The 15,749-nt window shown below is 34.0% G+C and carries 13 protein-coding genes; 7 read left to right on the forward strand and 6 right to left on the reverse strand.

The genetic code is table 11. From position 1 onward, the window contains the following. Positions 1–12 precede the first annotated feature (12 nt). From NLM59_RS06640 to NLM59_RS06655, 4 genes are all read left to right on the forward strand, one after another. A complete protein-coding gene (locus tag NLM59_RS06640) occupies positions 13–4,563 on the forward strand; it encodes a translocation/assembly module TamB domain-containing protein (RefSeq protein ID WP_304416978.1) in 4,551 nt (1,516 codons plus the stop codon). A gap of 146 nt (positions 4,564–4,709) precedes the next feature. Continuing rightward, positions 4,710–5,186, forward strand: a complete 477-nt coding sequence (locus NLM59_RS06645) for a winged helix-turn-helix transcriptional regulator (RefSeq protein ID WP_304416979.1) — start codon at positions 4,710–4,712, stop codon at positions 5,184–5,186. A 185-nt stretch (positions 5,187–5,371) separates the two neighbouring features. After that, positions 5,372–5,776 (forward strand): hypothetical protein, encoded by a 405-nt coding sequence (locus tag NLM59_RS06650; RefSeq protein WP_304416980.1) that lies wholly within the window; start codon positions 5,372–5,374, stop codon positions 5,774–5,776. Positions 5,777–5,918: 142 nt separating this feature from the next. Beyond that, positions 5,919–7,679: an aromatic amino acid hydroxylase gene (locus tag NLM59_RS06655; RefSeq protein ID WP_304416981.1), complete on the forward strand. Its 1,761-nt coding sequence runs from the start codon at positions 5,919–5,921 to the stop codon at positions 7,677–7,679. 13 nt (positions 7,680–7,692) lie between these two features. On the opposite strand, the gene tsaB is transcribed toward NLM59_RS06655, so the two are convergent. The 5 genes from tsaB to rdgB all read right to left on the reverse strand — a co-directional run bounded on the left by tsaB (position 7,693) and on the right by rdgB (position 11,848). Further along, entirely contained in the window at positions 7,693–8,355 is a 663-nt protein-coding gene (tsaB, locus tag NLM59_RS06660) for a tRNA (adenosine(37)-N6)-threonylcarbamoyltransferase complex dimerization subunit type 1 TsaB (RefSeq protein WP_304416982.1), read from the reverse strand. After that, entirely contained in the window at positions 8,339–9,706 is a 1,368-nt protein-coding gene (locus NLM59_RS06665) for a TolC family protein (RefSeq protein ID WP_304416983.1), read from the reverse strand. Before NLM59_RS06665 ends, tsaB begins: the two co-directional genes overlap by 17 nt. A gap of 133 nt (positions 9,707–9,839) precedes the next feature. Continuing rightward, positions 9,840–10,490, reverse strand: coding sequence for a YceI family protein (locus NLM59_RS06670; RefSeq protein WP_304416984.1), 651 nt, complete (start codon positions 10,488–10,490; stop codon positions 9,840–9,842). Positions 10,491–10,505: 15 nt separating this feature from the next. After that, the gene (locus tag NLM59_RS06675) at positions 10,506–11,216 is read right to left on the reverse strand and encodes an OmpA family protein (RefSeq protein ID WP_304416985.1); all 711 of its coding nucleotides are present in this window, start codon (positions 11,214–11,216) and stop codon (positions 10,506–10,508) included. Between the two features lie 53 nt (positions 11,217–11,269). Beyond that, the gene (gene rdgB / locus NLM59_RS06680) at positions 11,270–11,848 is read right to left on the reverse strand and encodes an RdgB/HAM1 family non-canonical purine NTP pyrophosphatase (RefSeq protein ID WP_304416986.1); all 579 of its coding nucleotides are present in this window, start codon (positions 11,846–11,848) and stop codon (positions 11,270–11,272) included. 86 nt (positions 11,849–11,934) lie between these two features. Here rdgB and NLM59_RS06685 point away from each other — a divergent pair, with 86 nt between their 5' ends. The 3 genes from NLM59_RS06685 (at position 11,935) to ppk2 (NLM59_RS06695) (ending at position 14,972) form a co-directional block, all read left to right on the forward strand. Then, the gene (locus NLM59_RS06685) at positions 11,935–13,074 is read left to right on the forward strand and encodes an acyl-CoA dehydrogenase family protein (RefSeq protein WP_304416987.1); all 1,140 of its coding nucleotides are present in this window, start codon (positions 11,935–11,937) and stop codon (positions 13,072–13,074) included. Positions 13,075–13,268: 194 nt separating this feature from the next. Beyond that, the gene (gene ppk2, locus NLM59_RS06690; RefSeq protein ID WP_304416988.1) at positions 13,269–14,123 is read left to right on the forward strand and encodes a polyphosphate kinase 2; all 855 of its coding nucleotides are present in this window, start codon (positions 13,269–13,271) and stop codon (positions 14,121–14,123) included. A gap of 9 nt (positions 14,124–14,132) precedes the next feature. Continuing rightward, a complete protein-coding gene (gene ppk2, locus NLM59_RS06695) occupies positions 14,133–14,972 on the forward strand; it encodes a polyphosphate kinase 2 (RefSeq protein WP_304416989.1) in 840 nt (279 codons plus the stop codon). An 80-nt stretch (positions 14,973–15,052) separates the two neighbouring features. Here ppk2 (NLM59_RS06695) and fsa read toward each other — a convergent pair whose 3' ends face one another. After that, positions 15,053–15,709, reverse strand: a complete 657-nt coding sequence (gene fsa / locus NLM59_RS06700) for a fructose-6-phosphate aldolase (protein WP_304416990.1) — start codon at positions 15,707–15,709, stop codon at positions 15,053–15,055. Between the last annotated feature and the right edge of the window lie 40 nt (positions 15,710–15,749).

Genomic DNA, 15,749 nt, shown 5'->3' on the forward strand with positions numbered 1-15,749 from the left:
CCATATCACTTTTTGAAAACGATATTACGCATATTTTATATCTTAATTCTGTTGATAGTTATACTATTTGCAGGGATTTTTATTGCGATACAGACACCTAGTGTTCAAAGTTATATCACCGAAAGGGTTTTAACATCTCTCAATGAACAATTCGGTACTTCGATTGAGGTTGGAGGGGTAGATATTGATTTTTGGGGAGACATTAATTTATATGATGTAAAAGCAAAAGATCATAAAGATTTAGAGTTTATAAAAATCCCAAAACTTACAGCAGATATCAGTTTGTGGCGTATATATAGAAACTCCAACGATATTAGAGTGAAAAAGCTTGATTTAGAAAATGCACATATTCAAGTCTTGACTTACGAAGGTGACAGTATTTCTAACTTTATACGCTTTATTGACAAGTTTGTGGTTGAGGATTCAGAGGATGATTCTGAGTTTAAAATTAGAGGAGATATTAAAATAATTGATTCCAAACTTTCAATTATTAATTATAATCTAGATCCTAAAGAGCAAGTATGGCTAGATTCCGAGAACTTTAATACTGTTATTTCGGATGTGAATGTTATTGGTTCTACTTATAGTGCTAATATTGAGCAGTTTTCTATGGATGCCAAAAAGAATGGTGAAGATTTCAAAGTTGAAAACTTAAGCTCTATCTTTAGGATGGATGATCGTGGGATTTATTTAGATGATTTAGATTTTAAAACTCAATCTTCTCATTTGGATGGATATATTCACCTGAAATATGATTCGATAGAGCAGTTTGATGATTTTGGAAATAAGGTGCTTTGGGAAATTCAATTAGATGATGAAAGTAAAGTAGGCTATAAAGACTTACGTTATTTTATGCCCGATTGGACCAAAGATGAGGTGATTGAATTATCAGGAAATCTACGTGGGCCTTTAAATGATTTAAACGCTCAAAATCTGACACTTTCTAATGGTATAACTAAAATTAAAACTACCAACATTTCGGTTGGAGAATTAATGAATGGGAGTTATGCTATCAATACCAATTATATAGAGGCAAATACATCTTATGCGGATTTAAAACGTATTCTGCCGGATGATTTAGCCAAAAGTATAACTGATTTTATAGCTCGCTTTGGGGTGTTGAATTATAAAGGAGCTCTTCAAATTGATGAAAAGGATTTATATGCCAACGGTAGTTTAACTTCAGCTTTAGGAAATGCGAAGTTAAAATTAAACATGTATGATTATGCAGGCAACCAACCTAGCTATAATGGTAATGTAAATACTCCAGGCTTTGATCTTAAAAAGCTAACCGATACGGAGGAGTTAGGTAAAGTAGCAGGAGATTTACGATTTGATGGAAAGGGATTTGATTTAGAAACTTTAAGGATTAATGCTAAGGGAAAATTAAATTATCTAGATATTGCCGGGGATCGCTACCAAAACATTTCAGTGGATGGGATTTTAAACCACGAAAAATTCGATGGTATTTTAGCGATTAATGACCCTAATGCTAAATTAAATTATGATGGTATTTTTGATTTTTCTACCAAACATTTAAAAGTTGACTTTAAGTCGAATGTAGATTATTTCAATTTAACTCACTTTGGTGCTACAGATACCAAGAATACGTGGCTAAAAGGTAAGATTGATGGAATTGCTAGTTTTTCTGAATTAAATGACCTTAATGGTGATCTTCATATTACAGATTTAATTTTTAATACGGATACCCTACAATTAGATGTACCGTTAGCTGATTTTCATATATCTAAGTTGATTGACAATCAGCGAAATGTGATTATAGATGTTCCTAATTATGTGTACGCAGATTTAAGCGGAGAATTCTTATTAGATGAGTTGCCAAATGTCTTCCAAAATGGAATCGGACAATTCTTGGTGAATTATGAAAAAAAGAAAACTACACCTAATCAGTCCTTTAATTTTAATATCAATGTTCAGGATAATATAGTTTCCTATTTTGTTCCTGATTTATATGTTCAGCCAGACACGAATATAACGGGTAGTGCGGATAATGATGCAGACTTATTTGAAATTCATATGGTTTCGCCCTTTATTCAATATGCAGACTACAAGGCTGATTCTGTAAACTTATTTGTGACTACTTTAGACGATAGAGCATTTAATTTAGATGTTAAAAGTCTTCTGATTCAGAATTATTTAATTCAAGATTTTAAAGTCAATGGTCATAGACAAAATGACACCATTGTTGCTAATGCTCATTTTTGGGGTGGAGAGCAAAGAGAAGGGGAATTTGATTTAAATTTTTATCAAACATTTAACGAAGGAACCGAACTTAAAACAGGTTTTTCTCCATCAACTATTAGTGTAGATAATAAAGAATGGCATATTAATCCTGAAAATGACAAGGATTCTAACTATGCGATTTTAGACTTTGATAAAAATAGATTCTCAATCAAGGAAATCCTGTTCCAATCAGATGAACAATTTCTAAGAATTAATGGAGATTATATCAGCAGAAATGACTTTAAGGTTGATGTTGATTTAGAAAATGTTCTCTTATCTAAAGTAATTCCGCCGAGTCTTTTGGGTGATTTTTCTATAGAAGGAATTGCTAATGGAAATGTTGATATCATTAAAACTAAAAATGAATTAAAACCAGTTGCTGATTTAAAAATTGATTCTATCTCTATGAATGGTTATCAAATCGGAAATTTTGTGACCAATGCTAGCTATGATATAGAGCAACAAATCTTTAATATAGAAGGAAGTTTAGATAAGGACAATGTCAATACACTTTATTTAACAGGTGAAATTGACAATAAAGGTGATTCACCTCAATTGGATTTAATCGCCGATTTAGATGACTTTAATATTAACATACTAAGTGTCTTCTTAGATGAGGTATTGAGTGATTGGAAAGGTACGCTTTCGGGAGATGTAAGTCTAAAAGGAAATGCAACCGATCCAAGTTTAGCTGGGTTTATTACAGCAAATGATATTGGCTTTAAAGTGGTTTATCTTGGAACTACCTATAATATGGTAGGAGAAAATGACTTCATTTTACAAAAAGAACCTGGAACCAGTGGATATTTAACCTTGCCGGATGTTGAATTCGTGGAGAAAAACTCTCAGACCAAAGGAATGGTGGATGGATTATTAATTTTCAGTGATCTCTCTAATTGGTTTATGGACTTGGATTTTGAAGCTGATAGACTATTGGTGATGAACACCACTGTGGCAGATAATGAACTATTCTATGGACGTGTTTTTGCTGGAGGAAACTTCAGCATGTATGGACCTGCATCTGATATGGAGCTTTCGGGTTATGATGTAGATGTATTAAAAGGATCTACGATTAACCTTAACACAGGCGCTACTGCTACAGTAGATTCCAATAGATTTATACAGTTCTACTCGTATGATGAGCAAGGAAACATGGTAGAACCAGAGGAAGTGAACCAAGAAATTTCTGGATTCTCTATTGACTTAGATGCCAATGTTGATGAAGGAACTACAGTAAATTTGGTGCTTGATGCCCAATCTGATGATAAAATTCAAGCGCGTGGTAAAGCCTCCAACTTCAAGATTCAAATGAATCGTGCAGGTAACTTAAATATCGATGGTGAATATGTTATTTCGGATGGAATATACAGTTATCGAGAAGCCCTTGTAATTGATAAAGACTTCGAACTTGAAAAAGGTGGATATATTCGATTTGATGGTGATCCATTTAACGCCACCATGGACTTAAGAGCGAAGTATAGTCGTTATGTTAATAATATTGGTGAGTATTTAGGTTTAAGTACAACGCAGGCAACCATTGTGGATTTAGTTATTGCTATTTCAGGAAATTTAGAAAATACCAATATTGAATTCTTGGTAGAAACTCCAGACGCGAGTAGCCAAATTAAATCGGCATTACAAAACAAATTATCTAACAATACCGACGAAAGAATGAAACAAGCGAGTTTCTTATTGGTGTTAGGTAGATTTGGTACAGAAGAATTATTAGCTGCCGGAAATGCCACTGGTGCTGCAACGGCGTCGGCTTTTGAGTTATTAGGAAAACAAGTCGGGAATTTATTCTCGAGTATCATTCCAGGTTTTGAGTTAAATCCAACTTATTTACAAGCTACCAATAGAAATTCACAGTCAGACAGAATTCAGACGCAATATAATTGGGCTTTAAATGAGAGATTTAAGATTAATGGTGCCGTAGGTACACCTTTAGGTACAGAATATAACGAACCTGTAACCATGCAAGTAGAGCTAGATTATGATATCTCTAAGAAAGCGGATGGAGGTCTAGTATTACGTGCTTTCTCTCGTCCGTCAACTTTAGGAATTGAGAACTTTAATGTGAATTCAACATTTGCCCAAAGTTATGGAGCTGGGGTTGTGTATAGAAGATCTTTTAATTCTTTTAGAGAATTATTGAATAGAAATAAGGAAGATGAGAAGTCTGAAGTAGAAAAATCTAAATTTAGAAAATCGGATAAACCAGCCGAAGAAAAGCCTACTCAGGATTCGTTAAAAGTTGATTTTCCAAAAGATACAATTCGCACAGAAAAGGAGATGTCCCTTATCGAATTCGGTAAATAAGCCTGTTTTCAAGGAAATTATGATTTTATTAGTATTTATTTAATTTAAATGAAAAAAATAAAATATAATAAAAGTCATGCAGAAATATAAAATAGATAAGATTTTTTATGTAATTTTGTGCAACCTATAATTTAAACAACAATAATATGAAAGCAGAGTATCAAATTGATGATGTTGATAAGCAAATTTTACATTTCTTAATAGAGAACACGCGTACACCTTTTACGGAAATCGCAAAAAAAATGAATGTTTCTGCGGGGACAATTCACGTTCGAGTAAAGAAAATGGAAGAGGCAGGTATCATTAAAGGAACCACTCTTATCGTTGATTATTCTAGAATGGGATACGACTTTATCGCGTATGTTGGTATTTTATTAACTAAATCAAACAAGACTTCTGCCGTAATGGAAAAGTTAAAAGCTATTCCAAATGTTACTGTAGCGAGTGTGATTTCAGGAAAATACAATATCTATTGCAAAATTAGAGCAAAAGATACGAGAGACGCAAAAGATGTTATCTACAAGATAGATGAAATCGAAGATGTATTACGCACAGAATCTATGATTTCGTTAGAAGAAGAAATCAATGATAAAACTCGTCTTTTAAATTCGATTTTTACCTAATATCTTTGTCTAGATAATAGACAGTGAATTTAGAACATTATAATTTAAAACCATATTTTCAAGTAGCACTCGTCTAAAACGTGGTGCTATTTGATTTTTTGGTTCAATAAATTTTAAGTTTCTTTCAGAATCATAATAAAAGAGGTATAATAAAATTACCTCATTGGATTTGACCCATAATTAAAATGAAAAGAGAACAAGATTATTTCCCAAACGAAACTAACGAAAGATCATTTGGTTTTAAAGTAATTATTACGCTGGTAATACTAATGGTACTTTCCATTATCGGAAGTAGAGTCTATAGTTTGATTTCCTTCAACGATGTGCTGGTAGATCCAACTTTGGGAAAAGAGCCTTTGTGGTATAATCTTGCAACAATTGGTTTATCGATTGTGTCTTTAATCGGTTTAATCTTGACTTGGCAATTCAGAAAGCTAGGTGTATATCTTACGGTAGCTGGGCTTTTCATTATTATCATTATCAATCCAGAATTTGATTTATTTAGAACCTTAGCTCCATTGTTTACCTTATTTGTATTCACGGGTTATGGCTTTTTTGAAATCATCCCTAAATGGAAATTCTTTAAATAGAATATCTATTCTTATTAAGTATCTCATTTTAAATTAGCCTGCATTCACTTTGTGGCTTTAATAAAATTTTAACTCATCTAATTCTAATTAATTTAGATTTTCTGTAAAATATTGTATCTTAACAGAATCAAATTAGATTATAATGGGTTATCAGGAAAATGAGGTTTTAGCAAAACTTCCAGAACATTTAAAGCAATTTATCAACGACCAAGATTATGACGCTTATACGCCAATTAATCAGGCTACGTGGCGTTATGTAATGCGTAAAAATGTTGATTATCTTTCGCGTGTTGCACATGAATCTTACCTAGAAGGTTTAAGAAAAACAGGAATTTCCATAGAAGAAATTCCTAATATGTATGGAATGAACCGAATTCTAAAAGAAATCGGATGGGCAGCTGTAGCTGTAGATGGATTTATTCCGCCAACCGCCTTTATGGAGTTCCAGGCTTACAATGTTTTGGTGATTGCAGAAGACATTCGACAGCTTAAAAACATTGAATACACACCTGCGCCAGACATAATTCACGAAGCAGCGGGTCATGCACCCATTATTGCCAATCCTGAGTATGCGGAATACCTACGTAGATTTGGTGAAATAGGAAGTAAAGCTATTTCATCTGCAAAGGATTATGAAATGTACGAGGCTATTCGTCACTTATCCATTGTTAAAGAAAATCCAGATTCAAGTCAAAAAAGCATTAATGAAGCTCAGGAGCAGGTTGAATATTTACAAAATAATCTTGGAGCGCCAAGTGAAATGTCTCGTATCAGAAACCTACATTGGTGGACGGTAGAGTATGGTTTAATCGGAACTTTAGAAAATCCTAAAATCTATGGTGCTGGACTACTTTCGTCAATTGGAGAAAGTAAATCTTGTATGGAACCTGAAGTGACTAAACTTCCTTACACCCTGGCGGCAGCAGATGTTGAATTTGATATTACGCAACCACAACCACAATTATATGTAACGCCAGATTTTGCACATCTTAATTTTGTGTTGGAGCAATTTGCCAACCAAATGGCTTTAAGAAGAGGTGGAACTTATGGAATCAAAAAAGTTGTTGAATCTAAAGGATTAGCAACTATTGAGTATAACACAGGAATCCAAGTTTCGGGTAATTTCTCTGAATTAATTACTGATGAATATAACAACCCAATTTATATTAAAACCACTGGTCAAACAGCTCTTAGCTATAGAGATAAAGAATTAATCGGGCATGGGGTTAAGTATCATAGCGAAGGTTTTGGTTCGCCTATCGGTCGCTTGAAAAACGTAAACTTAGCCATTGAAAATATGTCGCCATATGATCTAGAGGCGTATAATATCCGCGAAGGTCAAGTTACAAAACTAGAATTCGAAGGTGGAATTGAAGTAGAAGGTGAGGTAATTACGGGAACTAGAAATCGCTTTGGTGATATTCTTATAATTTCCTTTAAGAATTGTACTGTAAAACATGGCGATACCTATTTATTCAAACCAGAATGGGGAATTTATGATATGGCAGTAGGTAGCAAGATTGTTTCTGCTTATGCCGGACCAGCCGACCCGACTTCATTTGATCAAATTACGCATGTTCCAACAGAGAAATCTCACGAACGTATAATCACGCCTGAATTAGAAAAACTTCATGTTTTATATCAAGAAGTGCGCGATATGAGAACTAATAAAGCAGTTAAGGAAGATCGATTAAAAGAAATCTGGTCTACGATTCAAAGTGATTTCGACTTAGAGTGGTTGTTGCCTTTAGAAATTTATGAAATCTCTAAAGACGATGCGCTAAAAGACGAGTTAAAATCTTACTTACTCGGTCTTGAAAATAAAATTGAAGTCTTTCATTTAGTAAGCGAAGGTTTACAAATGATAGATGAGCAAGAAGGTATGAAACTTCAAAATGCTTAAAATTAAATGAGGATTACTTGCCTGCTACGAAGTCTTTTAAATAAAAAGGTTCGAAGTAGGCAACATCTTCAAATTGTTTTTGTTGAAATTTCTGTTCCATAGCAGCCCCCATCATTTTAGCTGATGGTAAAACTTCCGTATAAAATTTAGCCTTTGGTAGGCTTAATATTTCCTGAGCTTTTTCGGCTCCATCACCCACAAACAATACTTTTTTATCAGCATACTCCTGAAAGCTATTTTCATCTAAAACCTTAGCTTCTGTTGGAGTTATTTCATTCAAATTGGTGTCAAAAGTTTTGGTGTAAACTTCTTTTCTTCGCGCATCTGTCATGGGAATGATAAGATCAAAATCTTCTTTCTTTTCACAATGCGCCAAAATATCCAGCGAATTCATACTTAATAAAGGAATGCCTAATGCAAAGCAAATTCCCTTAGCAGCAGAAACGCCAATGCGAAGCCCTGTATAGCTTCCTGGGCCTTTTCCCACAGCTACGCCGTCTAGATCATTTAAAGTGTAGTCACAGCCTTCTATAGCCCACTGAATGAATTGATGCAAACGTTCTGCATGTTGATATCCATCGGTTGTTAATTCACATAACACAATTTGTTCCCCGTTTTGGGAAATGGATACAGAACAATTTTTTGTAGAAGTTTCTAAATTAAGGATTAATGCCATTTTCGAATGTTAAAGGTTTCCCTGCATAAAAGTCTAATACTTTCAACCTAAAGATATAATTATATTTAGATTGTAACATGTTTGATTTCGCTGTGAATAGAGTAGTGGAGGCTTTATTGAAATCATAAATTGTGATTTTACCTGCGTTGAAACTCTTTTCTGCAAACTCAAAAGATAATTCAGCAGAACGAACGGCCTCTTGAGATGCTTTAAATTGTTCGTATGATGAATTAACCATAAAATAAGCTGATTGTATTTCAGATTTTAAAGATTGCTTTCTTAATTTGATATTACTCTCAGCTGCTTGAACGCGAATTTCGGCATTTTCAACATTTAAATCTGTAAGATTTTTATTAAAAATTGGAATATTAACACCTAACCCTATCGAGTGCGAGTGATTATCCCACCATTGTTCAAATAATCCATCGGATTCGATTCCTCCATTTAAATAGGTTCTGTAGTTAGTTCCAACGCTATAATTAGCATTAACTGTCGGCCAATAATCTGTTTTAGCCAAATCGATATCAAGTTTTGCGCTTTCCACATTCAGTTCAGCACCTTTAATTTTAGGTTGGTGTTCGAATGCATAAGCTGTAATTTCTTCCATGTCTAAAAGAGCTGGAGTTAACTCCTCAGGAACATCCACCAAAACCACATCAAACTCACGATAATCGGGTAATTGTAGCAATTGAGCTAAATTAAACTTAGCTTCATCTACGTTGATTTTTGATGTTGCCAATTGTTGTTTATCCTGCGCAACCACTGATTCAGATTCGTATACCTGACTCAACGGAATTGCTCCGCCATCATACAAGACTCGATTTCTTCTTAGTTGCTCTTCAGAGATTTTAACTTGCTCTTGGGCTGTGGCAACCAATTCTCTATTTAAGAGAACGTTCAAATATTGATTGACAATATTCAATGAAATATCATTTAGGGTTGCTAATAAGTCTTGATTAGCCACCGATAAATCAATGTTCGCTTTTTCCTCGTTCAATCTATATTTACCACGATTGTACAAAGTCATTTGAGCACCTACTCCCCATGAATTTTGAAATAGTTGGTAACCATTCGTTGTGCCAGTAATTTGCTGATTGGAGTTAGTAATTGGTACACCTGTCACACCGACAATTAAATTATTATCAAAATTGGCGTTCACAGAAGGCAGTCTTTGTCGCTTGGCGGCAAGAATATTATTCTCGACTAATTTATTATTAATCCTAGCATTTTCTAAAGTAAGATTATTCTCGGCAGCATAATCCACCATTTCTTGGAGTGTCCACTCTTTTATTTCTTGTGCGCTTAAAAAGCCAACACAAATTCCTGCTACAGCCAAAAGATATTTTTTCATGGAAGGATTTTCTAAGAATATTCACCTTATAGGTAGGTGAAATATTGATTTTGTTACAATTTAAAAATTAAGATCATCAAAAAAGCCGTTATGGAAATCCCACAACGGCTTTTAATTCTAATGAATTTTGTTATTAAGCTTTTGGCTTTTCTAAATCAGAAATGATCTCGATTGATACATCTGTCCAAGTTTTGTTTAAATGTAACTCAGCACAAGCTTCGTGTAATAAATCAAATCCTCTATTCGCTTTGAAGTCTTCGATAACATCGATTACACCTGTAATAATGATTTTCTTGTTTTCAAAAGTGTATTGGAAGTTCTTTTCAACTTTAACACCATTCATAACAATTTTCACAGGTACAACACCATTATTGAATTGACCAAAAGACCCGATGATATTCGCGCCATCCATATTGTTAAAGAACAAGCTTAAGATTTTCGCATCACGGGAAACATCTCCTGTTGTCATAGAAGAAGTTGTAATATCGAATGAAGCACCTTCTAAAATTTCTTCTGGAATATTAGACTCTTTGGTGTCTTTAACTTCGATATTATCAAAAGATCCATGTACTGCAACCTTTTCAGGAGTTTTATAAGCAGTCCATTTTAAATCTGTTTTTTCAGGGTTAAATGCCAACATTTCCTCGCCGTCGAAATCACCTTCTGTAAAACTAGATTCAACTTGAGCATTATTCTCGGTAGTTGTATCTGTACTTACATTTTGGTTTTCGTTTTTACAGCTCATGAAAGCACAAACGCTTAAAAGTAAAAGTAATTTTTTCATTTTTATAAGTTATAATTATTTCTTCGTGATTCGAATATCAACTCTTCTGTTTTTAGCTTTACAAACATCTGAGTCATTTGCAGGACAAAGTGGGTGTTCAGAACCATATCCTTCTGCCGCTAATCTTGCAACGTCAACCCCAGCATTGCCGATTTTGTTCATCACAGATTTCGCTCTACCTTCTGATAATGGTTGGTTGATTTGCTGACTTCCTGTATTATCAGTGTACCCACCTAACTTAACTTCCGTTCCAGGGAAAGCTTTTAAAAGCGCAACAATATTATCTAATTGTTTTTGTGAAGTAGCTGTTAATTCATCGCTACCCGTTGTGAAATAAACTCTATCTAAAGTAATCCAACCTTGTGTTTTATCTGCACTAACAACAAAATCACTATTGTTTAACATAGAAAACAATTGATTTTCAGTTGAGTTGGCTCCAATTTTCATTTTCTCACCATTTGGAAGTTCTATTTCCAACATTTCTCCTACATCATATATGTAGTTACCAGCAGCGTCAACTTTTTCAGTCGAAACTTCTGTTTCTTCTGTTGCTGCTGTAGCTGTTGCTTCAGTGTTTGTTTCATCTACTTGTGGTGCAGCAGTAGTAGAAACTGTTTGTTGAGTTGGTCTAATTTCGCCAATAGGAATAATGTTTTTGTTCCCGTTTTGATCGAATTTACAACTAGTTAATGCTAATACAGCCAATACCAAACTAACTTTTTTCATAACATGTTTTTTGCGAAGTTACTAAACGTTAAAATTAACTAAAAATTTAATATTTAATTTTGTTCAAATATAGAGGATTTCATAGCTTTTATTGCCCTTCCTCTATGAGAAATGCTATTTTTCTCTTCCGGAGAGATTTCGGCAAAGGATTTTTTGAATTCTTTAGGCTTAAAAATAGGGTCATAACCAAATCCTCCATCGCCTTCTACTTGATGTAGAATCTCACCTTCAACCTTTCCTTCAAAGAAATGATATTCACCCTGATGATATAAGCAGATGACGGCGACAAAATAAGCGTATCTATCTTCTTTATCCTTTAATTCTTTTAAAACTTTGGCGATGTTATCTTCTGATTTTCCCGTCCCGGCATAGCGCGACGAATAAATACCAGGTTCATTGTTTAGGGCGGGAATTACCAATCCAGAATCATCGGCGAAAATGCTTCCCTCATATTTTTCTCTAATGGCATCAACTTTAATCTTAGCGTTTTCTTTGAAACTTTTACCATCTTCAATAATTTCATCATGAAAATCAATATCTTCCAATGTTATGATTTCAAAATTAGAAAGTATTTGGTTTACTTCTTTTGCTTTATTTCTATTATGTGTTGCGAAAAGTATTTTATTGCTCATAGATGGTAAATTATACAATTAGATAAATTGCTATTAAAATTATTACGAATTTAACTATATTTGAAAAACTTAAAAATAACTAAAATATGTATACACCTACAGAATCTCAAGAAATTATTATTGACGCAGTTCGAACATTTGCAGAACAGCATATTAGACCCAATGTGATGGAATGGGATGAAGCTCAACATTTTCCAAAAGATTTGTTTCATTCATTAGGCGAGATGGGATTAATGGGAATTATTGTTCCTGAAGAATATGGTGGTGCAGGTCTTAGTTATTTTGAATACATCAGAATCGTTGATGAAATTTCTCAAGTAGATCCTTCTATCGGATTATCAGTAGCGGCACATAACTCGCTATGTACCAATCATATTTTATTGTTCGGAAATGAAGAACAAAAGAAAAAATGGTTACCTCAATTGGCTAGCGGAAAAGTAATTGGAGCTTGGGGATTGACGGAGCACAACACTGGATCTGATGCCGGAGGTATGAATACTACCGCTGTAAGAGACGGAGATGAATGGATTATTTCTGGTGCTAAAAACTTTATTACACATGCTATCTCTGGAGATATTGCTGTTGTAATGACAAGGACTGGAGAGAAAGGAGCTAGCAGTAATGCAACAGCTTTCGTTTTAGAAAAAGGAATGAAAGGTTTTTCTTCTGGTAAGAAAGAAAACAAATTAGGAATGCGTGCATCTGAAACTGCTGAGTTGATTATGGACGAAGTTAGAGTTCCAGATTCTCACAGATTAGGTGAAGTTGGAGATGGATTTAAGCAAGCTTTATCGGTGTTAGATGGAGGTAGAATTTCTATTGCAGCCTTATCAATTGGTATTGCTAAAGGTGCTTATAAAGCAGCTAAAAAATATGCTAAAGAAAGAGTTCAATTTGGAAAACCAATTGCAGATTTCCAAGCAATTAACTTTAAGTTAGCAGAAATGGCAACAAAAATTCAAGCATCTGAGTTGATGACTTTACGTTGTGCTGAATTAAAAGCAGAAGGTAAGAAAATGACAACAGAAGGTGCTATGGCTAAATTATTTGCTTCTGAATCTTGTGTTGAAGTTTCTACAGATGCTGTTCAGATTTTCGGTGGATATGGTTATATCAAAGATTTCCCTGCAGAAAAATACTACAGAGATTCTAAGCTATGTACTATTGGAGAAGGAACTTCTGAAATTCAAAAATTAGTAATTGCTAGAAATATTTTAAAAGATTAATTTCTACTATTAAATAATATTAAATCAAATGCTTGAAGATTAATCTCTTCAAGCATTTTTTTTGTTTAAGTATTTGTGATTAAAGTAGATTTTTAAATTTGAAACAAATTCATAAAGCCTATTGATTAATGCAGAATTATAAATGAAATTTGCAATAATTTTAATAACTTTAATTATCCCAATGTCCCAAGCTTATGATTAATCTAGAACTACTACAACAGCTAAAAACTCGTGATAAGTTGTTGGCTTATCTAAAGGATAGAGCTGAGGAGGAACCTTTATATCAAAAGGTTCTTAGAAATTATGAGTATGAGCAAGAACTATTGCGTTTACAAGGTGAATTAGTTGATTTACAACGACATATTCAAACTTCGGGCAAGAAGGTAGCTATCTTATTCGAGGGTAGGGATGCCTCTGGAAAAGGAGGGACGATTCGTCGTTTTGCAGAACATTTGAACCCAAGAGCAATGCGCATAGTTGCGCTGAACAAACCAACTGAAATCGAGCGTCAGCAATGGTATTTTAATCGTTATATCAAAGAATTGCCCAATGCGAGTGAGATTGTGTTCTTCGATAGAAGCTGGTATAATAGAGCAGTGGTGGAACCTGTGATGGGATTTTGTGATGAAGATCAATACGAAAGATTTATGGTGCAAGTTCCCGCTTTTGAGCATATGCTCTATGAGGCAGGAACAAAAATTATAAAGTTTTGGTTCTCGGTTTCTAAAGAAGAACAACAGAGACGTTTTGATAAAAGACTATCTAAACCATTAAAAAAGTGGAAATTTAGCCCGGTAGATCAAAAAGGACAAGAGCTTTGGGATGACTTTACCTTTTATAAAAATGCCATGTTTGCCAGAACTCATATGCCTTTTAGTCCTTGGGTTATCGTTAAATCAAATGATAAGAAAAAAGCTAGGTTAGAGAGCATGAAATATGTGTTATCTCAGTTTAACTATGAAGGCAAAGGAGATAATCAAGACCTAATTTGGCCAGACCCGAATATTGTACATAGTTATTTTAGATTGGTAAAACAGTTAGATCAATAAACCTGAAGTATGAGTAAAAATAATTTTGATATTAGCGAGAAGGATTTAAAATTACTACAAACTAAGAGTGGTCTAATGTCTTTGTTAAACGATCAAAGGATTAATCCTAAGCGTGCTTTGAGGTATGTTAAATACGAAAAGAGAATTAAAAAACTTCAGGAGGAACTGCTAAAAATGCAGCAATGGATTGTAGCTGAAAACAAGAAGGTAGTAATTATATTCGAAGGTCGAGATGCAGCAGGAAAGGGTGGAGCTATTCGTAGAGTAGTTGAACATTTGCCTCCACGAGAGAGAAGAGTTGTGGCTTTACCTAAACCAGATGAAATAGAAGAGGGACAGTGGTACTTTCAAAGGTATATTCAGCAACTGCCGAGAAAAGGGGAGATTGTATTCTTTGACCGAAGCTGGTACAATCGTGCTGTCGTAGAGCCTGTGAACGGATTTTGCACCCAAGAACAGTATGAGATTTTTATGGATCAAGTGAATGATGTAGAGAAAATGATGCTGCAATCAGATATTATTTTGCTCAAGATGTATTTCTCAATAACCAAAAACGAACAAGCCAGAAGATTTAAGGATATTTTGAATAATCCAACAAAAAAATGGAAGTACAGTGAAGTGGACGCTAAAGCATTAGAACTATGGGATGAATATACAAAGTACAAGGAAAGAATGTTCGAAAAAACACAAGAGTTTGTGCCTTGGAAAATTATTAAGGCCAATCGAAAAACAAGTGCAAGAATAAAAGCAATTGAATATATTTTAGCTAATATTCCTTATAATCCTAAGGATTTAGAAACCATTAAACATCAAAATATTTATAGCAAAGATGCTCATTTTGATGATTGATTAAATCTTAGCAACTAAAGAAAATAAAAACAGCCAATTCAGAAGAATTGGCTGTTTTATTATTATAAATTAAGTATTAATTACTTGTTTCCTTTGTTATAATCCGCTAAAAATTGCTCTAAACCACTATCAGTAAGAGGGTGTTTTAATAAAGCTGTAATTGCGCTTAATGGAGCTGTAACAACATCAGCACCGATTAGTGCACATTCGTTGATATGCATTGGGTGACGAACAGATGCAGCTAAGATTTGAGTTTCAAATAAATAGTTGTCATATACTGTTCTAATCTCTTCGATTAGATTCAAACCATTGGTTGAGATATCATCCAATCTTCCGATGAATGGAGAAACATAAGTAGCTCCTGCTTTTGCTGCTAATAGGGCTTGACCTGCTGAAAATACTAAAGTACAGTTCGTTCTAATTCCTTTTTTAGAAAAATAGTTAATAGCCTTGATTCCTTCTTTAATCATTGGAACCTTAACAACAATTTGCTCGTGTAGTGCTGCTAATTCTTCTCCTTCTTTCACCATGTTTTCGAAGTCTGTAGAAATAACCTCAGCACTAACATCACCGTCAACTAGTTCGCAAATTGCTTTGTAGTGGTTGATGATATTTTCTTTTCCAGTGATTCCTTCCTTCGCCATTAGTGAAGGATTGGTAGTAACACCATCCAAGATACCCAAGTCTTGAGCTTCCTTAATTTGCGCTAAATTGGCTGTGTCGATAAAAAATTTCATATGTATTTTTTTGTTGCCCAAAGATAGCAAATGCTTTAGA

Origin of the sequence: Profundicola chukchiensis (assembly GCF_029664245.1) — a bacterium.
Lineage (GTDB): Bacteria > Bacteroidota > Bacteroidia > Flavobacteriales > Weeksellaceae > Profundicola > Profundicola chukchiensis.